Raw genomic sequence first — 19379 nt, forward strand, 5'->3', positions numbered from 1 at the left:
CCCGGATTTTCCCTTGTGCCAGCGATGCTAGCGCTCCGGGGCCAGATTGTAACTTGTACCTTGGTACAGTACGCATCAGTCGGCCGTCCCGGCGTAGAACGCCGCGCCCTGCCGCAGATGCGCATCGAAGTCAAAGCCGCGCTTGAGCATCTCGTCGAAGTCGCTGCGCCGGATCGGCATGACATAACTATGGGTGGTGGCCACCAGGCGGCTGTCGGCATGGCCGGCGGGGTAAGTCCTGCCGCGCTGCGCCACTTGCCAGCCCCCGTCCAGCAGCACCCACAGATGGTCGGCCGCATCGAGCCGCTTGCTGATCTCCGTGCCCGGCTGCACCTCCCACTCTGTGGAATGGGCGATCACCCACTGTAGCTGGCTGCGTTCCAGCCGGGTGAAGAACAGCGTGTTGCGCAGCAGGTGCAGATGGGTGGTGGACTGCTTCATGGCCGGCGCGCCCTTGCCGCGCGCCTCATTGCAGGCCTGGCTGCAGCAAGTCCGCAATGCCGATGCGCTGCGCGAACTCGATGCGCGCCCGCTCGGCCACCTCCGTCACCGCCGCCGCGCCGTGGTCGATAAAATCCACCACCGAGCGCAACGGACGCGCGCCGTGCGGCAAGCCGACGATACGCGCTATCTCCGCGCCCACCTGGTCCGGCAGCCCGTCGTAGCGCGAGCAAGCCGCCACGGTGGCCGCGTCGGCCGGCCGTCCCGCCAGCGCCAGCGCCTTCACGGCCAGGTGTCCGATTCCGGCCGCCGCACCGGTCACCGGAACGATCGATTTCTTCATAGCTATTCTCCAAGGCAAAATGGGGGCAGGGTTAATTAGCGGTCAGGCCAATTCCAGGCGCGCAGGTCAGACCAGGCCGCCGTTGGCACGCAGGGTCTGGCCGTTGATCCAGGCGCCGTCCGGGCCTGCCAGGAAAGCGACGGCGGCGGCGATGTCGGCCGGCGTGCCCAGGCGCTCCAGCGGCGCCATGTTCGACATGCGCTGGATGGCCTCGTCCGACTTCCCGTTCAGGAACAGGTCGGTGGCGGTGGGGCCGGGGGCGATGGCGTTCACGCGGATGTTTTTGCCGCGCAGTTCCTTGGCCATAATGTTGCTCATCACCTCGACCGCGCCCTTGGTGGCGCCGTACACCGCATAGCCCGGCAAGCCGAGGCCGATCACGCTGGTGGAAAAGTTGACGATGCGCCCGCCCTGCTCCAGCCGCGTGGCCGCCTCGCGCAGCGTGTTGAACGTGCCTTTCACGTTGACGGCGAACAGGCGGTCGAAGGTCTGGTCGTCGGTGTCGGCCAGCGACGGCAGCGAGGGCGGCATGATGCCCGCGTTGTTCACCAGCACATCGACCCGGCCGAAGCGTTCGACGGCGCTGTCGAACATGGCTTTGACGGCGCCCGCGTCGGACACGTCGGCCTTCACGGCCAGCGCATCGCCGCCGTGCGCCTCGATGGCGCCGACGACATCCCGCGCCTCGGCCGCATTCCCGGCGTAATTGACGATCACGGCGTAGCCGTCCCGCGCCAGGCGCTGGGCGATGGCGGCGCCGATGCCGCGCGACGCGCCGGTGACGATGGCAACTTGTTTGTTCGTACTGTTCATGATGAGGCTCCTTGCTTGGGTTGTGTGCTGCAGTGAAGCCAGTATCACTTAACCACCATGGTCAATAAATGCACTAGAATCACTATCACAATTCAATACTCACCAATAATCATGGACAGACTGGACGCCATGCGCTTGTTCACGCGCATAGTGGAACTGGGCAGTTTCAGCCGCGCGGCGGACAAGCTGCAGTTGCCGGCCGCCACCGCCACCCACACCATCAAGCAGCTGGAAGCGCGCCTGGGCGTGCGCCTGCTGCAGCGCACCACCCGCCACGTGAGCGCCACGCTGGACGGCCAGGCCTACTACCAGCGCTGCGTACGCATCCTGGCGGACGTGGAGGAAACCGAGGCCGGCTTCGGCAACAGCGGTGTGCTGCCGCGCGGAAAGTTACGGGTGGATTTGCAGGGCACGCTGGCACGCCACTTCGTGCTGCCCCGGCTGTCCGAATTCTTCGCCCGCTACCCGGACATCGAACTGGAAATCGGCATGGGCGACCGGCTGGTGGACCTGGTGCGCGAAGGCGTGGACTGTGTGCTGCGCGGCGGCGAGTTGCGCGACTCGAGCATGGTGGCGCGGCGCGTGGCCAGCCTGCAGCAGGTCACCTGCGCCAGCGCGGGCTACCTGGAGCGGCACGGCACGCCGCGCACGCTCGACGAGCTGGCGCGGCACCGCGCGGTGAATTTCCATTCCATCGCCAGCGGCAAGACCTTCCCGTTCGATTTCATGGTGGACGGCGCGGCGCGCAGCGTGGCGCTGCCGGGCTCCGTGTCGGTCAGCAACGCGGAAGCGTACGTGCTGTGCTGCGCCGACGGCCTGGGCCTGATCCAGCTGCCGCGCTACCACGTTGCCGCGCAGCTGCGGGACGGCAGCTTCCTGGAGGTGTTGGACGACTGCCGGCCGCCGGCCATGCCGGTGTCGGTGATGTACCCGCACCAGCGCCAGCTGTCGCCGCGCGTGCGGGTGTTTGTGGACTGGCTGGCGGACATGATGTCCGCCGCCTCCTGACCGGGACTACCGCTCAGCGCCGGTCCCCGGCGCTGCTGTCCTCGTCGCCTTCCAGGTCCACCAGCGGGACCGTTTCAACGTGGTCGACATCGATATCGCTGCCGTCCTGCTCCACCGATTCGCGCCCCACTTCGGCGCGCTCGCCGGTGCCGCGCGAATCGGTGTCGCTGTCCAGGTCCGCGTCGCCCAGCTCCCGCGCCGCGGTGCCGCCGTTCACATCGCTGCCGGAGTCCGAACTGTCGCTCGGTCCCAGCGCGCCGGTGCCGTGGCCGCGTCCCAAGGTGCGGTCTGGTGCGGTGGGGAAATTATCGGGATCCAGTGTACTGCTGCCTGCCATGATTGCCTCCATAAGCCAGAATGCGTATGCATCGACTGTAGCAAAGCGGCAGCGCAAGCGGCGCGCATCACGGCATGGCGCGCCGCCTTGCCGGCCAGCCGGTTGCGCGACCGAACAGTGCAAGGCCTTGTGGTTTTCACTTATTTCACAAATGTACTATTCAGTGATATACTTGTTTCACTTCATCAGGAGAACCATCATGACCACCCTCATCAAGACCGCCATCGCCACGCTCGCCCTTGCCGCCGCAACCGCCGCCTCGGCCCAAGCCACCGCGCCGGCCTCGCCCCCCGCAGCGGACACCAGGCAGTCCCAGCCCAGCACCGGCCGCACCCGCGCCGAAGTCATCGCCGAAGTGATCGAGGCCCGCAAGAACGGCACCCTGATCGAAACCGAGGCCGACATGGACGTCGCCCAGACCCGCAAGCACATCGCCAAGTAAGCCCGCATCGACCGTGCCGATGAGCTTGCTGCGTCCCCTCGCCCTGCTGGCCCCCGCCCTGCTGCTGGCCGCCTGCGCCGGCATGGACAAGGTCGCGCCGCCGCAGGCGCGCAAGCTGGACCCGGTGCAGCTGAACGCAGGCGCCGCCATCGGAGAAGCCGCCGCGGCAGGCCGGGCCGCGCAGCAAGCGTGGCCGCGGCAGGCCTGGTGGCAGGCGCTGAACGATCCGCAGCTGGACCGCCTGCTGGCGCGCGCACTGGAGGGCAATCCCAGCCTGAAGGCCAGCCTGGCACGCGTGCGCCAGGCGCAGGCGCTGGCCGGCGCGGCCGAAGCGGCCGGCCTGCCCCGCGTGGACGGCAACGCCGTGATCGACCGCGAACGCTATTCCGCGCACAGCACGGTGCCGGCGCCGCTGGCCGGCAATTACGCCACCAAGGCCACGGTGAACATCACCGCGTCCTACGACCTGGACCTGTGGGGCCGCAACCGTGACGCGCTGGCCGCCGCGCTGCACGAGGCGCAGATGGCCGCCGCCGAATCGCAGATGGTGCGGCTGGCGCTGCAAACGGCCATCGTGCACAGCTATATCCAGCTGGCCAGCGCCTGGGCCATGCAGGACGCGGTGGCGGCCAGCCTGGAACAGCGCCGGCAGATCCTGGAGCTGACCAAGCGCCGCCGCAATGCCGGCCTGGCCAGCGACATCGACGTGGCCACTATAGAAACAACGCTGCCGGCCGGACGGCGCGAGCGGGAACAGGCGGCCGAAGCGGTCGCCCTGCTGCGCAACCAGCTGGCGGCCCTGATCGGCCAGGGACCGGGCGATGGCGACACCATCGCCCGGCCAGTGCTGACCCTGGACAGCGGTGCTCGCGGCGCGTTGCTGCCCAGCGCCCTGCCGGCTGAACTGGTGGCGCGCCGGCCCGACCTGGCGGCCCAGCGCTGGCGCGTGGAAGCGGCCGCCAAACGCATCGGCGTGGCGCGCGCCGACTTCTACCCCAACATCAACCTGGTGGCGTTCGCCGGCTTCCAGGCGCTGGGCTTCAGCCGCCTGCTGAGCGCCCAGTCGGCCACGCGCGGCGTGGCGCCCGCCATCGGCCTGCCCATCTTCGAAGGCGGCCGCCTGCGCGCCCAGCTGGGCAGCAGCAACGCGCTGTACGACATGGCCGTGGAACAATACAACGCCACGCTGGTGCAGGCCTTGGCCGAGGTGGCCAACGCGGTCACCCAGGCGCGCTCGGCTGACCAGCAGCGCCAGCTGGCCGAACAGGCGCTGGCCTCGGCCGGCAAAGCGCACGCGCTGGCCGACCGCGCCTTCCGGGCCGGCATGACCGATGCGCTCAGCGTATTGCAGGCGCGCCTGACACTGCTGGCCGAACAGCAGCAGATGGTGCAGGTGCAAAGCAAGCGTCTTGATAGCTACGCGGCGCTGATGGCCGCGCTGGGGGGAGGAATTAAACAGGATTTGCCCTGATACAACGATAGTACAATCAAGGCTTTCGTACAGGGAGAGGAGAGCGCAATGAGCAGTTTCGACGCGACCAACAAGCGCCTTAAAAACATCCACGCGCGCATACCGGAATTTCCGGAAGAGATGATGCGCCTGATGCGGCTGACGTACCACGTGCAGAAGCGCATGAAGGACTTGTCCAACGCGGCGCTGCGCAAGTACGACCTGGTGGACGCCAGCTACATGGTGCTGGCCGTGCTGTACGGCTCGGACGATGAAACGTCGACCGCGTCCACGCTGGGCGAGGCTTGCATGGAAAAGCCGGCCAACCTCACGCGCGTGTGCAACGACCTCGAAGCGCAAGGCCTGATCACGCGCGGCAACCGGCCCGGCGACCGCCGCTGCGTCATGATTTCGCTCACCGACAGCGGCCGCAAGCTGATCGAACAAGTCATGCCCGAAGTCTGGGCCCGCACCACCCGCGCCTACGACGGCTACAGCGCGGAAGACCGCAAGCTTTTGGAGCAGCTGTTCAAGCGACAGCTGGAAAACTTAGAGAACGTCAGTTGACCTGACCTGAAAACATGACCCTGGACCCGGCCCCCTGCAAAATCAAACACAATCTGGCGCGGCTGACCGGGGACTGGGCCGCCACCGAGGGCGAACGCTGGCTGTTCGTCGCCAAGACCCTGCTGGCCGCCTTCACCGCGCTGTGGCTGGCCTTCCGCCTCGGCCTCGATTCTCCCACCACGGCGATGACCACCACCTTCATCCTGGCCCTGCCCAGCAGCGGCATGGTGCTGGAGAAAGCCTTCTACCGCCTGCTCGGCACCGTGGTCGGCTGCGCCAGCGCGCTGCTGCTGGTGGCCGTGTGCCCGCAGCAGGCGCCGCTGCTGTTCCTCGGCCTGGCGCTGTGGATCGCGGCCTGCACCTGCGGCGCGGCCATGTACCGCAACCAGCAATCCTACAGCTTCGTGCTGGCCGGCTATACCGCCGCCATGATCGCCATCCCCGCGCTGGATCACCCGGCGGGCGCCTTCGCGCTGGCCGTCACGCGCGTGGTGGAGGTGAGCCTGGGGGTGATCTGCGCCACCGTCGTGCACGACGCGCTGCTGCCGCGCCACCAGAGCGCGCAAGTGATGCGCACCGTGCAGGCGCGCTACCTGCGCTTCCTCGGCTTCTGCCGCGACGTGCTGGAGCACAAGGCGCCGCCGGCCGAAACCGAGCTGGCGCACTTGCGCTTCGCCGCCGACATCGCCGCGCTTGAATCCGGCCGCGCCGCCGCCTTCTTTGAAGCCGCGCACGCGCGCGCCCACACCCGCCAGCTGCACGAATTCAACAACGCCTTCATGGCCGCGCTCACCACCTTTTATACCCTGCACCGCCTGACCCACCGCCTGCGCCAGGATGCGGCCTCGCCCGTGCCGGCGCTGATTGAACCGCTGCTGGCGCGGCTGGCTGCCGCCCTGGCGCGCGGAGACGCCCTGCAAGGCGCCGCACTGGACGACATGCAGAGCGCGCTGGCCGCCGCGATCGCCGCTGCCCGGGCCGAGGCCGCGGACGCAGGCGGCCCGGCGCAGCGCGATGCGCCCGCGCCCGGCTCCGCGCCCGGGTCCAGCAACGGGGCGCCAGCACCGCCGCACCGGATCGACTTTGAAACGGCCATCGAGCTGCTGGAACGCTTTGCGCGCCAGTTCGGCCAGTTCGCCGCCGTCTACCACGGCCTGGCCCGGCGCAAGCGCAGCCAGGCCAGCGAGCCCCAGGCCTACATGCCCAAGACGCCGCCCGCCATCGTGCTGGCCAGCGGCTTTCGCGCGGCAACCGCGCTGCTGGCCGTGGCCGGCGTCTGGTACTGGATGGCATGGCCCTACGCCATCAATGCGGTGCTGATGACGGCCATCTTCTGCGCACTGGCATCCTCGTCGCCGCGCCCCACCGCCATGATCAAGCAGGTGATGACCGGCTTCCTGATCGCCTGGCCGCTGTCCTTCCTGACCGAGTTCCTGCTCGTCATGCCGGGCGGCGGCTACCCGATGCTGGTGCTGGCCGCGGCGCCGCTGTTCGCGGCGGGCGCCTACCTGATCACCGATCCCAAGCGCGCCGGCATCGGCATCGGCGTCACCTTGTTCAGCGCGCAGGTGATCGCCCCGCTGAACCTGGCGCACTACGACGTGGCCGCCTTCCTCAACACCACGCTGGCCATGCCGCTGGGCGTGGCGCTGGCCTGGGCCATCTTCGCCGTGGTGCTGCCCGAGCACACCATGGGCCACAAGGACCATGTGGCCGCCGCGCTGTGGCGCGAAGCGCTGGCCACTTGCACCGCACCGCTGCGCGCCATGCCGCCGCTGCGATGGCGCGCCGGCGCGCCGCGCCTGGCTGCGATCCGCCACCGCTTCGACAGCCGCGTGCGCGACCTGCTCAGCCAGTTGAACGCCGCCTCCGGGCCGGCGCCTGGAGAGGGCGCGCGCGAAGTGGTGCGCCAAGGCCTGACCTTGCTGGAACTGGGGCATTCGGTGCTAGAGCTGCGCGCACTGGTCGGCGAAGCCGGCCGCAGCCAGGCCCGCAGCGCACTGCAGGACTGCGTGTCGGCACTGGCGGCCTACTTCAAGGCGCCGTCGCAGGAACGCTGCGCCACCGCCGTCGGCGCCGTGCTGCGCGCCGGCACAGCCGTGCGCACCGCGCTGCCGGATGCCGCGCCCGGCCGGAGCGCCCGCCTGCGCACCGCACTGACCGATCTGCACGCGATCTACACCTGCCTGCTGGACCAGCTGCAGCAACCCAGCGCTGGCGCCAGCCACAGCCACGGAGCCCGCCATGCCGCGTGAAATCGCCGTCTTCGGCATCCTGATTCCCACCCTGCTGCCGCTGTTCCTGGCCAGCCTGCTGCTGCAAGGCGCGCTTGACTGGGTGCTGGGTCACGCCGGCCTGTACCGCCGCGCGTGGCACCCGGCGCTGGTGCGCCTGTGCCTGCTTGTTTGCATCTTCAGCGCGCTGACGCTGGGCCTCTATTCCTGACTACACCATAGACCATGACCGCCAAGATCCTCCGCTTTCTCATTACCGCCCTGCTGCTGTGCAGCGCCCTGTGGCTGGGCAAATCCGCCTGGGACCGCTACATGGAATCGGCCTGGACGCGCGACGGCCGCATCAAGGCCGACGTGGTCAACATCGGCGCCGATGTGGCCGGCACCGTGACCGAGGTGCTGGTGAAGGACAACCAGCAGGTGCGGCAAGGCGAGGTGCTGTTCGTGATCGACCAGGCGCGCTACAGCGCCGCGCTGGCGCAGGCCAACGCAGCGCTGGCCGGCCAGCAGGTCGAGCGCGGCCGCCGCAACAGGGAAGCACAGCGCCGCGCCGCGCTGGACGACGGCGTGATCTCCGCAGAAAGCCGCGATAGCGCCGGATTCGCCGCCGACAGCGCCGGCGCCCAGCTGCGCGCCGTGCAGGCCGCACGCGCGCTGGCGCAGCTGAACCTGGAACGCACCGTGGTGCGGGCGCCGGTGTCCGGCTATGTGACCAACCTGAACGTGCACGCCGGCGACTTCGCCGCCGTGGGCGCGGCCAAGCTGGCCATCATCGACAGCGCGTCCTATTACGCGGTGGGCTATTTCGAGGAAACCAAGCTGCCGCTGCTGAAAGCCGGCGCGCCGGTGGAGCTGAGCCTGATGGGCGGCGGCGCCATCCTGCGCGGGCATATCGACAGCATCGCGCGCGGCATCACCGACCGCGACGCCGGCACCGGCCGCGAACTGCTGGCCGACGTCAATCCGACGTTCAACTGGGTGCGCCTGGCGCAGCGCGTGCCGGTGCGCATCAAGCTCGACGGGGTTCCCAAGGACCTGACGCTGGTGGCCGGCACCACCTGCACCGTCAGCATCCACGGCTGACGAAAAAAAACCCGCCGCGGCGGGTTGGCCTTTACGGCGAGGTGTGCGTGAGCGCGTAGCCCACATGCTCCCACCAGTGGTCGCGCGTGCGCACCGTTTTCATGCACTGCATGTCGGTCTCGCCCTTGAACATGCGGTCTTCGCACTTCTTGCCCGCGTAGGCGTTGCGCTGGTTCTCGGCGTTGGCCAGCGCTATCATCAGCCATACCGAAAAGGCGATAACGACCAGCAGCAAGCTCCATGCTACGTGGTTGACATGGCTGCGCCAGAACAGCTTGTTCTCGTCCGGCGCGGACTCGCGGTATATCGCCATCACTTCTTTTTCGGTATCGCTCATGGTGCTTTCAACTTACTTCTTGGCGGCCTTGGCAACCAGGTAATCCATCACTTGCAGCGTCGCCTGCTGGGACGCCATCTCCGACATGCCCGGACGGCCGGCCTGCGAAGGCGACGTGACGAAGCGGCCATCGATCACGATGGTCGGCGCGCTGTCGACCTTGTACGAGGCCACCACCTGGGCTGCACGCTTCATTTTAGTCTGCACGGCGAAGGAATTAAAGTATTCCAGGTATTTCGCCTTGTCGATACCGTTCTTGACCAGGAAATCGGTCATCGCATCGTCCTTGTTCAGGCGGTTGCGGTCGACGTGGATGGCGCGGAAGATCTTGCTGTGCATTTCTTCCAGCTTGCCCATCGCTTCCAGGGTCAGGTAGGCGTGCGCCTGCGCGTCGTTCGGGCCGCCGGCCGGGAAGTGCACGCGGCGGAAGGCAATCTTGTCGCCCTGCTTCTTCACCCAGTCGGCCATCATCGGCTCGATGGCGTTGCAGTGCGGGCAGGAATACATGAAGAATTCAATCACTTCCACTTTCTTGCCGGTGTCGGTGCGCACAGGCGAAGCCAGCGTCGTGAAGTCCACGCCTTCCTTCGGTTCGGCGGCGGAAGCGCCGGCAGCGGTGAACGACAGGGCGGCGGCAGCAATGATCAGACGCAGAAATCGCATAGTGGTCCTTCTAGAGTAAGAGTGGCAAACGCCGCGAGATTACCATTTTTTTGGGCCCGCCATCAGGCCGGATAACAAAAATCCCCGGCCAGCGGGGATTTTAAGCTTCATTTAATGAAGCCTGGGCCAGGCGCGCCTCAGAATTCGTAGCGCGCCGACAGCTTCAGCTGGCGGCCGTCCGAGGTGTAGATGCCGCCCTTGCACTGGAACGCCATGCCGTAGTAGTTCTTGTCTGTCAGGTTCAGGCCCGACAGCGCCACTTCCCAGGCACCGAACTTGCGCGCATAGCGGGCGTCCAGCGTGGTGTAGGACGGGATGCGCGCGGCGCAGCTATTGTCGAAATCGGAACCGAAACGCTGGCTGTCCACCCACTGCGCGCCGATGTCGGCGGTCTGGCCGTCGGCCGGGGTCCACGACAGGCGCGCGCTCAGCACGTTCTTCGGCACCAGCACCATTTCACGGCCGGCGACGGCGCCTTCGGTGAAGGTGGCTTTCACGCGCTGGTAGTGGCCGCTCAGGGTCCAGTCGCGCGCCAGCTCGACGCTCGCGTCCAGCTCGAAGCCCTGGCGCTTGGTCGGCGCCAGGTTGGTGTTGGCGCCGTAGCCGAACGCGCCCGCGGTCGGATCGTAGAAGATCTCGTTGCGCAGCTCGTGCCGGAACACGCGCGCCGACAGCTTGCTGCCGCCGTCGGTGTAGGCGGTGCCCAGTTCCAGGTCGTGCGACGTCTGCGGCTGCAGCACGCTGTCCGGCAGCGGGGTGTAGCCGTTTTCATCGGCGTTGGCGACGCGGTAGCTGTGGCCGATCTTGGCGTGCAGCGTGGCCTTCGGCGACAGCGCGTAGCTGCCCTGCACATCCCAGGCGTTCAGGCCCTGGATCACGTCGTAATTGGCCACCGACCACGGCGACGGATCGGTGTTGGCCTTGTCGAACAATTCGCGGCGCACGCCGGCGGCCAGGCGGAAGGCGTCCCACTTGACTTCATCGCGCAGGTACAGCGCCTTCGACTTCTGCGTCGCCCTGGACGGGCTGGCGCCCTTCGCGTCGCGGGTCCAGTCGATGAAGTCCACGCCCGCCACCGCCTCGTTCAGCACGCCGCCGAACTGGCTCAGCTTGCGCACGCGCGGCGAGAACTGGGTCTGCTTGCTTTCGTAGTCGACCTGGTAGGTCGAGGTGGGGAAAACATAAGTCGCTTCGAGCTCCTTGCGGCGGTGCGACAGCTCGGCGGCCAGGTCGTAGCCGGCCACCTTGGCTTCAATGAAGGCAGTGAAGCGGTCGCTGTCGAGCGAGCCGAAGTCATCCGGCGTGCTGGCCTGGCGCGGATTGGTGCCGAACTGGGCCTGGCTCAGCGAGCCGGCGAAGCGCGAGTCCTGGCGCGTGCTCGACAGGCGCACGCCGGCGCGGCCGTCGGTGAAGGCCAGCTGCGCCCCGGCATTCAGGCTGCGCGCTTTGAAGGCGTTGTTGTCGCGGTAGTTGTCAGTGTCGAGCGCGCCGCCGGACAGGTCGAAGGCCCAGTTGCCCACGCCGTGCGTGAGCGCCGCGCGGCCCTCGCGCAGGCCGAACTGGCCCACTTCGCCGAACACGCTGCCACGGCTGCCCGCCGTGCGTTCGCCGGGACGCTTGGTGACGATCTGGATCACGCCGCCGGTGGCGCCGTCGCCGAACAGCACGCTGCTGCCGCCGCGCGTGATCTCGATGCGTTCGACCGAGTCGACCGGGATGGTGGACAGGATGGCCGAGCTCAGCTCGTTCTCGGACAGGCGCACGCCGTCCAGCATCACCACCATGTTCTGGCTGCTGTTGGTGCCGAAGCCGCGCAGGTCCAGCGCAAAATCGGGGCTGCCGTCCAGGCTCTGGTGGCCCAGCACGCCGCCGACCTTGCGGATGGCCTGGTTGACGTCGCTGGCGCCGGAGCGGCGGATCTCGGCCGCGCTGATGACGGTGGCGCCGATGGGCAGCAGCGAAGGGTCGCTGTCGAAACGGGCGCCGGTGACCACCACCGGGGCCAGCACCTCGGCCGCGGCCTGGGCCCATGCGGCGGAAGGAGCGGAGAAGCACAGGGCGACGGCAAGCGCCAGCGGTGCCGGCGAACGGCGGGAATTCGAGTTGTTCATTGTGTCTTTACGCGTAGTGAGCATCCGCCTGCGTCCCCGCAAGCTGGATTCAACGGAAGCTGTCGCGCTTCCACCTGGATTGGCCGGTATCCGGGCTGGCAAGACGGGACGGGATCACCTTCCGGCGCAGACGCTGCTGCACAGTGGTTGTCGATCCAGCCTGCCGCGCGAACCGGAAATCCGGGCGCGGCGCTTGCGTACCGTTGCGGGGGCAGCACACCTTGGCCGCCGCGCTGCCGATGAGCGCTGGCTGCCTTGTGTTTCCCGTTTAACTGCATCCATGGACATGGACGCGGGCACCAAAACGCCGCCATTATACTCCTGCGCACAAAGTTGATAACGTTGGTAATTTATTACTGGCTTGGTTTATAGTGGCGGGCATGAACGCACACCCCTACCGCAAGCTCGCCGCCGTCATATGCACGGCAGCCGCAGCAGCCGCGCTGGCAGCGCTGGCCCTGGCGCAAGTCCAGGTCATCGCCATCCCCGAGCCCTACACCGACACCGGCATTCCCTTCGCCCCGGCGCAGGCCGGCGCGGTGACGGTGCCCAGCGCACCGGACGCCTGGGGCGGCCCGCGCACGGGCGGCGAGGCCACGCTGTCGGACCGCGTGGTGGACTACCGGATCGAAGCCACGCTGGACCCGGTCAGGCACACGGTGGACGGCAAGCAGCAGCTCACCTGGCGCAACCGCAGCGCGCACCCGGTGCGCACGGTCTACCTGCACCTCTACCTGAACGCCTTCGAGCACGCCGGCACCACCTTCTTCACCGAGCACCGCGCCATGGGCGGCGGCATGTTCAGCACCGATCCCAAGGACGGCGACTGGGGCCATATCGACCTGCGCAGCGTGACGCAGGGCGGGGCCAGGGTGGAGCAGTCCTTCGTGCAGCCGGACGACGGCCCCGCCAGCGACCGCACCGTGGTGCGCCTGGACCTGCCGCAGCCGGTGGAAGCGGGAGCCAGCACCACGCTCGCCATCGACTTCCACAGCCAGCTGCCACGGCTGCTGGCCCGCAGCGGCTACTTCGGCAGCTTCCACCTGGTGGCGCAGTGGTTCCCCAAGATCGGCGTGCTGGAGCTGCCGGGCGAACGGGGCGCCACCAGGCCGCGCTGGAACGTGCACGAATACCACGCCGAATCCGAGTTCTACGCCGACTTCGGCAGCTACGACGTGAAACTCACCGTGCCCAAGGAATACACGGTGGGCGCCACCGGCGAGCTGCAGGGCGCGCCGGTGGAGAAGGCCGGCATGCTCACCCACCACTACGTGCAAGGCGACGTGCACGATTTCGCCTGGACCGCCGACAAGCGCTACGCCCCGCCGCTGACCGGCAGCTGGAGCGGCGCCGGCAGCCCGCCCGTCAGCATCAAGGTACTGTACGCGCCGGAGTTCCAGGCCAGCGCCGCACCGTCGCTGAAGGCCGCGCAGGACGCGCTCACCTACTACTCGAAAACGCTGGGTCCCTACCCCTACAAGACACTGACCGTGGTGCTGCCGCCGCACAACGCCGGCGCGGCGGCGGGCATGGAATATCCCACTTTCTACACCGCCGACAGCTACACCAAAGTGGCGCCCAGGTCGCCGGAGGAGTTCGACCTGGACCTGGTCAACATCCACGAGTTCGGCCACGGCTACTTCTACGGCATCATCGCTTCCAACGAATTCGAGGAACCGCTGCTCGATGAAGGCCTGAACGAATACTGGAACATGCGCATGGTGCGCGAGCGCGGGCAGCAGCTGTACCCGGCACCCTGGTGGCTGCGCGCCGTGGGCATCTCGCCCGGCTTCGACGGCTTCCATTATGAACTGGGCGGCGCCGTGCGCGAAAACCCGGCCGACCCGGCCGGCCAGAACGCCTGGTCGCGCCTGCAGGGCATCGGCCCGGTGTACAACCGCGGCGCCCTCCTCTTCCACGACCTGGAAGCGCAGCTGGGCAAGGAGGCGACCGAACAGGCCTTCAAGGAATACTACAAGCGCTGGCGCTTCCGCCACCCCAGCATCGCCGACCTGCGCGAAACGCTGGCCGAGGCGAGCGGGCAGCGCGCGCTGGTGGAGCGCGTGTTCGCGCAGCAGGTCTACCGCACCGGCAAGGTGGACGACCGGGTGCAATCGATCCGCAGCGACGAAGTGCTGCCGCAGCCGGGCAGCAGCATCGTCAACGGCAAGCGCGCGGCGCTGACGCAGGAACAGGTCGACCAGCAGATCGAGGACGCGCGCGCAAAGTGGGAGCAGGCCCATCCGCAGGCCAAGCCCGGCACCGGCCCTTACCCCTTCCGCACCGAGGTTGTCGTGCGCCGGCGCGGCGACGCCGTGCCGCAGACGCTGCTGGTGCGCTTCGCCGACGGCAGCAGCGAAACCGTCAAATGGGACCCGCAGAACGGCGAGCGCTGGCAGCGCTTCGTGTGGCAGAAGCCGGCCAAGGCCGTGTCGGCCGAACTCGATCCCGAGCGCCGGCATCTGCTCGACATCAACAAGCTCGACGACAGCCGCACGCTGAAGGCCGACGGCGCCGCCGCGCGCCGCTGGACCTTCGACCTGGCCGCGCTGGCGCAAGCCTTCCTGACCCTGATCGCGACAATATGAAACTGATCACAAACTGCCTGCGCGCCGCGCGCGCCGCGCTGCAATGGCGCCTGCTGGCGCTGTGGACCATCGCCCTGCTGCTGCCCACGCTGGCGCTGGCGCTGCCGTTCTGGAGCCACTTCAGCGCTTCTTTCGACCACTCGGTGCACGCGGCCGCGCTGGCGCAGCGGCTCGACCTGTCCAACATCGCCGACCTGATGAGCGACCCGGGGCGCAATCCGCTGGCCATGAAGCTGGGCGCCGGCTGCGCGCTGCTGCTCACGCTGCTGCTCTCGCCGCTGCTCACCGGCGCCGTCGCCACCGCCGCGCGCTTCGGCGGTACGCCCGCCATGCGCGACTTGTTCGCCGGCGCCGTCGCCGAATACCCGCGCATGTGCCGCATGCTGCTGTGGGCCGTGGCGCCGCTGGGCGCCGCGCTCGGCCTGGGCGGCGCCTTGCAGCACCTGGCCGGCAGCGGCGCCGACAGCGCCATCACGCCGGACGAGGGCCAGGTGCTGCGCATCGCGGCCGACGCCATCGCCGCGCTGCTGTTCGCGCTGGCGCTGGCCACGCTGGACGTAGGCCGCGCAGTGCTGGCGGCCGACCGGCGCCGCCGCTCGGCCGTTATCGGCTGGTGGCATGGCTTGCGCCTGCTGGCGCGCCGGCCGGGCGCGATGCTGGGCAGCTATTTGGCCATCAGCCTGGCCGGCCTGGCGGCGGTGGCCGCGCTGGGCCTGGCACGCATCCACCTGCCGCACGTCGGCACCGCCGGTTTCCTGTGGGCTCTGCTGCTGACGCAGGCGATCGCCATGCTGCTGGCCTGGATGCGCGCCGCGCGCCTATTCGCGCTGATTGGTATCATTAACAAATCCTGAATGATCCATCCATAAAATCACGATTGATGAACATGGCGGCGAGGCCTATAGTCCGTGCATTGCAACCCAGGAGCGCTCCATGTCCAGCACTGCACTGCCCACCTATTTCCTGTCCCACGGCGGCGGCCCCTGGCCGTGGATGCTCGACCAGTACGGCGGCCGCTACGACGCGCTGAAAGCCTCGCTGGAAGACATCCCGCGCCAGCTCGGCGGCGTGCGTCCCAAGGCCGTGCTGGTGGTGACGGCGCACTGGGAAGCGCGCGAGCCGCTGATCTCTGCCAGTCCCAGGCCGCCGATGATCTACGACTACGGCGGCTTCCCCGCCTACACCTACGAAATCCAGTACAGCGCCCCCGGCTCGCCGGAGGTGGCCGCGCGCGTGCAGCAGTTGCTGAACGGCGCCGGCATCGCCGCCCAGCTCGACCCGCAGCGCGGCTTCGACCACGGCACCTTCTCGGCCATGCAGCCGATCTACCCGGCGGCGGACGTGCCGATCGTGCAGCTGTCGCTGAAACAGGGGCTGGACCCGGCCGAGCACATCGCCATCGGCCGCGCGCTGGCGCCGCTGCGCAAAGAGAGCGTGCTGATCGTGGGCAGCGGGCTGAGCTACCACAACCTGCGCCAGTTCGGCGCGGCGGGCGCGGCGGCCTCGCACCAGTTCGACGCCTGGCTGCGCGAATCGATGGCGCTGCCGCCGGCCGAGCGCGAAGCGCGGCTGCTGGCGTGGGCAAGCGCCCCGGCCGCCCGCGCCGCCCACCCGCGCGAAGAGCACCTGCTGCCGCTGATGGTCGCCCACGGCGCCGCCGGCGGCGAGCCCGCCAGCAACGTCTACCACGAAGACGCCTTCATGGGCAGCCTCGCCGTCTCCAGCTTCCGCTTTGCCTAAACGCAAATTGGGGTCAGGGTTAATTAATTTTGCAACAATTGCCAAATTAATTAACCCTGACCCCATTTTGGTGTACAGCAACTGAGTCAACACTGCGCCGCTCAGGTGCCGCGCTTGCCTTTCATGCGCTCGGCTTCCTTGGCGGCGGCCTTGGCGGCGGCGAGTTCGGCTTTGACGCGCTGCTCTTCGGCGAACACGGCCAGCGCGGCTTCGCGGGTGGCGGGCGTTTCGAGCGAGATGCGGCCCAGCGCGCCGGTGCGGTAGTCCTGCAGGAAGATGTGGGCGGCTTTTTCGTAGTCGTAGTCGCCGCCTTTCTGGCGGTAGCCGCGCTTGGCGGCGATGCCTTCGACCACCGCGATGGCGTCCATCTCTTCGACGTTCTTGTAGCCGTAGCGCGCCTCCAGCAGCCCGGGGTAGCGGCGCAGCATCTCGCCGGCCAGGTATTCGGCCACTTCTTCTTCGATCAGCGCGTTCGAGCCGATGGCGTGGCTGGCGGCCAGCATCAGGCCGTCGCTGGGCATGGCGATCTTGGGCCACAGCATGCCGGGCGTGTCGACCAGCACCGTGTTCTTGTCCAGGTAGAGCTTCTGCTGCACCTTGGTCACCGCCGGTTCGTCGCCCACCTTGGCCACGCGCTTTTTCAGCAGCGCGTTCATCAAGGTCGATTTGCCGACGTTGGGAATCCCCATGATCATGATGCGCAGCGGCTTGGTCGGCACGCCGCGGTGCGGCGCCAGCGATTTGGCGATGTCGGGAATGCGCGCCACGTCGCCCGGCTTCTTGGTCGTCATGGCGTAGGCGGTCACCCCCTCCTGGCGGTCGTAGTACTCCACCCAGGCGGCCGTGGCGGCGGGATCGGCCAGGTCGATCTTGTTGAGGATCTTCAGGCAGGGACGCTGGCGGAACAGGCGCAGCTCTTCCACCATGGGGTTGCAGCTGGCCTCGGGCAGGCGCGCGTCGACCACCTCGATCACCAGATCGGTGTTCTCCATCTGCTCGGCCGCCTTCTTTTTGGCGGCGTTCATGTGCCCCGGATACCATTGAATTGCCATGCTGTTGCCTTCTGCGCCTAAGGTGTAATCCGCTATTTTACCTGTTCCCCCGCCCGCGCCATCCGATTGGTTCCCGTTTACGTCAAGGTCGGCTATCATGGGGCACAAATTCTTATCCATTTTATAAACATTACTATATACATGGAGTCGTGAAACATGACTAAAGCTTCCCCGTCCACGCCCGGCGAAATCACAGCACGCGGCGTGATCCTGGGTATCCTGATTACGCTGGTGTTTACGGCGGCGCAGGTCTACCTTGGCCTCAAGGTGGGCCTGACTTTTGCCACGTCGATCCCGGCGGCCGTGATTTCGATGGCGCTTTTGAGCGCTTTCAAGAACGCCACCATCCAGGAAAACAACATCGTGCAAACCATCGCGTCGGCCGCCGGCACGCTGGCGTCGGTGATTTTCGTGCTGCCAGGCTTGCTGATGATAGGCTGGTGGGCCAACGTGCCGTTCTGGCCGACCTTCGGCGCCTGCGCCATCGGCGGCGTGCTGGGCGTGATGTACACGGTGCCGCTGCGGCGCGCGCTGGTGACCACCTCCGACCTGCCCTACCCTGAAGGCGTGGCCGCCGCCGAGGTGCTGAAAGTGGGCACCTCGTCGCGCGCCGGCGCGCTGGAAGGCAAAGCCGGCCTGATGGCCGTAATCCTGGGCAGCGTGGCCTCCGCGCTGTACGCCGCCGGCGCCGCCATGAAGATGCTGGCCGGCGAAATGGCGGTGTATTTCCGCGCCGGCAGCGGCGCCACCGGCCTCGGCGCAGCCAGTTCGCTGGCCCTGATCGGGGCCGGCCACCTGATGGGCATCACGGTCGGCATCGCGATGCTGGCCGGCCTGGTGATCGCCTGGGGCGTGCTGGTGCCTATCCTGACCGCAGCCCAGCCCATGGCCGACCTGTCGGCCGCCGACTGGGCGCTGAAGGTGTGGAAAACCGACGTGCGCATGATAGGCGCGGGCGCCATCGGCGCGGCCGCCATCGTGACCCTGGCCGGCCTGGCCAAGCCGGTCATCGGCGGCCTGAAGTCGGCCATGGAAGCGTCGCGCAAGGCCAAGGCGAATGGCGGCGTGCTGCCGCGCACCGAGCAGGACCTGCCGATCTTCGTGGTCGGCCTGGTGACCCTGCTCGCCATGGTGCCGGCAGGCTGGCTGCTGGCCACCTTCCTGCAAGGCGGCGTGCTGCAAAGCGTGGCGCCGGCGCTGATTGCCGTGGGCGTGGGCTACATCCTGGTGGCCGGCATCTTCGCCGCCGCCGTGTGCGGCTACATGGCCGGCCTGATCGGCTCTTCGAACTCGCCGGTATCCGGCATCGCCATCCTCACCGTGCTGGGCGCGGCCCTGTCGGTGGGCGCGGTGGGCAAACACATCATGGGTCCTGAAGTGGCGCACGCGCTGATCGCCTACGCGCTGTTCGTCACCACCGTGGTGCTGGCGGTGGCCGTGATCGGTAACGACAACCTGCAGGACCTGAAGACCGGCCAGCTGGTCGACGCCACGCCGTGGAAGCAGCAGGTCGCCCTGCTGATCGGCGTGTTCGCCGGCTCCTGCGTGGTGCCGCCGGTGCTGGAACTGCTGAATCGCGCCAACGGCTTTGCCGGCGCGCCTAACCTGCAGGCGATTTCCTCGCAACCGCTGGCCGCGCCGCAGGCGACGCTGATTTCCACCCTGGCCAAGGGCGTCATCGGCGGCAACCTGCCGTGGCACCTGATCGGCTGGGGCGCGGCCCTGGGCCTGGGCCTGGTGGTGGTCAATTTCCTGGTCAAGAAAGCCAGCAACAACAAGTACAGCCTGCCGCCGCTGGGCGTGGGCCTGGCGATCTACCTGCCTAGCGTGGTAACCGCGCCGGTGGTGGTGGGTGCGGTGGTCGGCTACCTGTTCGAACGTGCCGTGCACCACCAGACCTGGGGCGAAGTGGCCAAGCGCCTGGGCGTGCTGGTGATGTCCGGCTTCATCGTCGGCGAGAGCCTGTTCAACGTGGCGCTGGCCGGCCTGATCGTGCTGTCCGGCGAAGGCGAGCCGCTGGCCATCGCCAACTCGCTGGGCGAGCATGCCGCCATGCTGGTGTCGCTGGTGGTGGGTGCGGCCGTGGTCACGGGCTTGTACCGCTGGTCCAGCAGCAACGCCAAGCGCGTCGCCGCGTAAGCGCTGCCCCGGGCTGAACGCCCTTCTGCAA

Annotated in this window: 19 protein-coding genes and 1 riboswitch; of the genes, 11 read left to right on the forward strand and 8 right to left on the reverse strand. The window is 68.0% G+C overall.

Annotated elements, in window-relative coordinates; genetic code table 11:
* Positions 1 to 75: 75 nt before the first annotated feature.
* The 3 genes from ASD15_RS30775 to ASD15_RS30785 form a co-directional block, all read right to left on the reverse strand.
* Positions 76 to 441 carry a hypothetical protein gene (locus ASD15_RS30775; protein ID WP_057158877.1) on the reverse strand — a complete coding sequence of 122 codons (366 nt, stop codon included), beginning with the start codon at positions 439 to 441 and terminating at the stop codon, positions 76 to 78.
* Between the two features lie 25 nt (positions 442 to 466).
* Complete coding sequence (locus tag ASD15_RS30780) at positions 467 to 784, reverse strand: hypothetical protein (protein WP_057158878.1); 318 nt, start codon at positions 782 to 784, stop codon at positions 467 to 469.
* Positions 785 to 850: 66 nt separating this feature from the next.
* Positions 851 to 1597, reverse strand: coding sequence for a glucose 1-dehydrogenase (locus ASD15_RS30785; RefSeq protein WP_200954130.1), 747 nt, complete (start codon positions 1595 to 1597; stop codon positions 851 to 853).
* Between the two features lie 111 nt (positions 1598 to 1708).
* On the opposite strand from ASD15_RS30785, the gene ASD15_RS30790 reads away from it, so the two are divergent.
* Positions 1709 to 2605, forward strand: coding sequence for a LysR family transcriptional regulator (locus ASD15_RS30790; RefSeq protein ID WP_057158879.1), 897 nt, complete (start codon positions 1709 to 1711; stop codon positions 2603 to 2605).
* A gap of 13 nt (positions 2606 to 2618) precedes the next feature.
* Here ASD15_RS30790 and ASD15_RS30795 read toward each other — a convergent pair whose 3' ends face one another.
* Positions 2619 to 2942: a hypothetical protein gene (locus tag ASD15_RS30795; RefSeq protein WP_057159011.1), complete on the reverse strand. Its 324-nt coding sequence runs from the start codon at positions 2940 to 2942 to the stop codon at positions 2619 to 2621.
* Positions 2943 to 3141: 199 nt separating this feature from the next.
* Here ASD15_RS30795 and ASD15_RS30800 point away from each other — a divergent pair, with 199 nt between their 5' ends.
* From ASD15_RS30800 to ASD15_RS30825, 6 genes are read left to right on the forward strand one after another with little or no spacing between them, the layout of a single operon-like run.
* Positions 3142 to 3384 (forward strand): DUF4148 domain-containing protein, encoded by a 243-nt coding sequence (locus ASD15_RS30800; RefSeq protein ID WP_057158880.1) that lies wholly within the window; start codon positions 3142 to 3144, stop codon positions 3382 to 3384.
* A 19-nt stretch (positions 3385 to 3403) separates the two neighbouring features.
* Positions 3404 to 4855: an efflux transporter outer membrane subunit gene (locus ASD15_RS30805; RefSeq protein WP_057158881.1), complete on the forward strand. Its 1452-nt coding sequence runs from the start codon at positions 3404 to 3406 to the stop codon at positions 4853 to 4855.
* 48 nt (positions 4856 to 4903) lie between these two features.
* On the forward strand, positions 4904 to 5401 hold the full coding sequence (locus tag ASD15_RS30810) for a MarR family winged helix-turn-helix transcriptional regulator (RefSeq protein ID WP_057158882.1): 498 nt from the start codon (positions 4904 to 4906) through the stop codon (positions 5399 to 5401).
* 14 nt (positions 5402 to 5415) lie between these two features.
* Positions 5416 to 7656, forward strand: a complete 2241-nt coding sequence (locus tag ASD15_RS30815; RefSeq protein WP_057158883.1) for an FUSC family protein — start codon at positions 5416 to 5418, stop codon at positions 7654 to 7656.
* The gene (locus tag ASD15_RS30820) at positions 7646 to 7846 is read left to right on the forward strand and encodes a DUF1656 domain-containing protein (RefSeq protein ID WP_057158884.1); all 201 of its coding nucleotides are present in this window, start codon (positions 7646 to 7648) and stop codon (positions 7844 to 7846) included. The genes ASD15_RS30815 and ASD15_RS30820 overlap by 11 nt, the downstream gene beginning before the upstream one ends.
* A gap of 14 nt (positions 7847 to 7860) precedes the next feature.
* A complete protein-coding gene (locus ASD15_RS30825; RefSeq protein WP_057158885.1) occupies positions 7861 to 8718 on the forward strand; it encodes an efflux RND transporter periplasmic adaptor subunit in 858 nt (285 codons plus the stop codon).
* Positions 8719 to 8749: 31 nt separating this feature from the next.
* Here the strand turns inward: ASD15_RS30825 and ASD15_RS30830 are convergent, their stop codons facing one another.
* From ASD15_RS30830 to ASD15_RS30840, 3 genes are all read right to left on the reverse strand, one after another.
* Complete coding sequence (locus ASD15_RS30830) at positions 8750 to 9055, reverse strand: hypothetical protein (protein ID WP_057158886.1); 306 nt, start codon at positions 9053 to 9055, stop codon at positions 8750 to 8752.
* A gap of 12 nt (positions 9056 to 9067) precedes the next feature.
* Entirely contained in the window at positions 9068 to 9718 is a 651-nt protein-coding gene (locus ASD15_RS30835; protein WP_057158887.1) for a thiol:disulfide interchange protein DsbA/DsbL, read from the reverse strand.
* Positions 9719 to 9855: 137 nt separating this feature from the next.
* Complete coding sequence (locus ASD15_RS30840) at positions 9856 to 11829, reverse strand: TonB-dependent receptor (protein ID WP_057158888.1); 1974 nt, start codon at positions 11827 to 11829, stop codon at positions 9856 to 9858.
* A gap of 63 nt (positions 11830 to 11892) precedes the next feature.
* Positions 11893 to 12148, reverse strand: a riboswitch (cobalamin riboswitch).
* A gap of 61 nt (positions 12149 to 12209) precedes the next feature.
* Here ASD15_RS30840 and ASD15_RS30845 point away from each other — a divergent pair.
* The 3 genes from ASD15_RS30845 (at position 12210) to ASD15_RS30855 (ending at position 16157) form a co-directional block, all read left to right on the forward strand.
* Positions 12210 to 14417 carry a M1 family metallopeptidase gene (locus ASD15_RS30845; protein ID WP_057158889.1) on the forward strand — a complete coding sequence of 736 codons (2208 nt, stop codon included), beginning with the start codon at positions 12210 to 12212 and terminating at the stop codon, positions 14415 to 14417.
* Positions 14414 to 15271, forward strand: a complete 858-nt coding sequence (locus ASD15_RS30850) for a hypothetical protein (protein ID WP_057158890.1) — start codon at positions 14414 to 14416, stop codon at positions 15269 to 15271. The genes ASD15_RS30845 and ASD15_RS30850 overlap by 4 nt, the downstream gene beginning before the upstream one ends.
* A gap of 79 nt (positions 15272 to 15350) precedes the next feature.
* Positions 15351 to 16157 (forward strand): class III extradiol ring-cleavage dioxygenase, encoded by an 807-nt coding sequence (locus ASD15_RS30855; protein ID WP_057158891.1) that lies wholly within the window; start codon positions 15351 to 15353, stop codon positions 16155 to 16157.
* A 101-nt stretch (positions 16158 to 16258) separates the two neighbouring features.
* Here ASD15_RS30855 and ylqF read toward each other — a convergent pair whose 3' ends face one another.
* Positions 16259 to 17209 carry a ribosome biogenesis GTPase YlqF gene (ylqF, locus tag ASD15_RS30860; protein ID WP_082552262.1) on the reverse strand — a complete coding sequence of 317 codons (951 nt, stop codon included), beginning with the start codon at positions 17207 to 17209 and terminating at the stop codon, positions 16259 to 16261.
* Between the two features lie 156 nt (positions 17210 to 17365).
* Here ylqF and ASD15_RS30865 point away from each other — a divergent pair, with 156 nt between their 5' ends.
* On the forward strand, positions 17366 to 19348 hold the full coding sequence (locus tag ASD15_RS30865) for an OPT family oligopeptide transporter (protein ID WP_057158893.1): 1983 nt from the start codon (positions 17366 to 17368) through the stop codon (positions 19346 to 19348).
* Positions 19349 to 19379: the final 31 nt, after the last annotated feature.

This window comes from Massilia sp. Root351, assembly GCF_001425045.1.
Taxonomy (GTDB): Bacteria; Pseudomonadota; Gammaproteobacteria; order Burkholderiales; family Burkholderiaceae_D; genus Rugamonas.

What these genes read in the sequence shown, in the direction of transcription:
- ASD15_RS30850 (WP_057158890.1), top strand. Translation starts at nt 14,414, where the DNA reads ATGAAACTGATCACAAACTGCCTGCGCGCCGCGCGCGCCGCGCTGCAA.
- ylqF (WP_082552262.1), bottom strand. Translation starts at nt 17,209, where the DNA reads ATGGCAATTCAATGGTATCCGGGGCACATGAACGCCGCCAAAAAGAAG.
- ASD15_RS30835 (WP_057158887.1), bottom strand. Translation starts at nt 9,718, where the DNA reads ATGCGATTTCTGCGTCTGATCATTGCTGCCGCCGCCCTGTCGTTCACC.
- ASD15_RS30795 (WP_057159011.1), bottom strand. Translation starts at nt 2,942, where the DNA reads ATGGCAGGCAGCAGTACACTGGATCCCGATAATTTCCCCACCGCACCA.
- ASD15_RS30865 (WP_057158893.1), top strand. Translation starts at nt 17,366, where the DNA reads ATGACTAAAGCTTCCCCGTCCACGCCCGGCGAAATCACAGCACGCGGC.
- ASD15_RS30815 (WP_057158883.1), top strand. Translation starts at nt 5,416, where the DNA reads ATGACCCTGGACCCGGCCCCCTGCAAAATCAAACACAATCTGGCGCGG.
- ASD15_RS30830 (WP_057158886.1), bottom strand. Translation starts at nt 9,055, where the DNA reads ATGAGCGATACCGAAAAAGAAGTGATGGCGATATACCGCGAGTCCGCG.
- ASD15_RS30805 (WP_057158881.1), top strand. Translation starts at nt 3,404, where the DNA reads ATGAGCTTGCTGCGTCCCCTCGCCCTGCTGGCCCCCGCCCTGCTGCTG.
- ASD15_RS30810 (WP_057158882.1), top strand. Translation starts at nt 4,904, where the DNA reads ATGAGCAGTTTCGACGCGACCAACAAGCGCCTTAAAAACATCCACGCG.
- ASD15_RS30845 (WP_057158889.1), top strand. Translation starts at nt 12,210, where the DNA reads ATGAACGCACACCCCTACCGCAAGCTCGCCGCCGTCATATGCACGGCA.
- ASD15_RS30855 (WP_057158891.1), top strand. Translation starts at nt 15,351, where the DNA reads ATGTCCAGCACTGCACTGCCCACCTATTTCCTGTCCCACGGCGGCGGC.
- ASD15_RS30840 (WP_057158888.1), bottom strand. Translation starts at nt 11,829, where the DNA reads ATGAACAACTCGAATTCCCGCCGTTCGCCGGCACCGCTGGCGCTTGCC.
- ASD15_RS30790 (WP_057158879.1), top strand. Translation starts at nt 1,709, where the DNA reads ATGGACAGACTGGACGCCATGCGCTTGTTCACGCGCATAGTGGAACTG.
- ASD15_RS30800 (WP_057158880.1), top strand. Translation starts at nt 3,142, where the DNA reads ATGACCACCCTCATCAAGACCGCCATCGCCACGCTCGCCCTTGCCGCC.
- ASD15_RS30775 (WP_057158877.1), bottom strand. Translation starts at nt 441, where the DNA reads ATGAAGCAGTCCACCACCCATCTGCACCTGCTGCGCAACACGCTGTTC.
- ASD15_RS30825 (WP_057158885.1), top strand. Translation starts at nt 7,861, where the DNA reads ATGACCGCCAAGATCCTCCGCTTTCTCATTACCGCCCTGCTGCTGTGC.
- ASD15_RS30780 (WP_057158878.1), bottom strand. Translation starts at nt 784, where the DNA reads ATGAAGAAATCGATCGTTCCGGTGACCGGTGCGGCGGCCGGAATCGGA.
- ASD15_RS30820 (WP_057158884.1), top strand. Translation starts at nt 7,646, where the DNA reads ATGCCGCGTGAAATCGCCGTCTTCGGCATCCTGATTCCCACCCTGCTG.
- ASD15_RS30785 (WP_200954130.1), bottom strand. Translation starts at nt 1,597, where the DNA reads ATGAACAGTACGAACAAACAAGTTGCCATCGTCACCGGCGCGTCGCGC.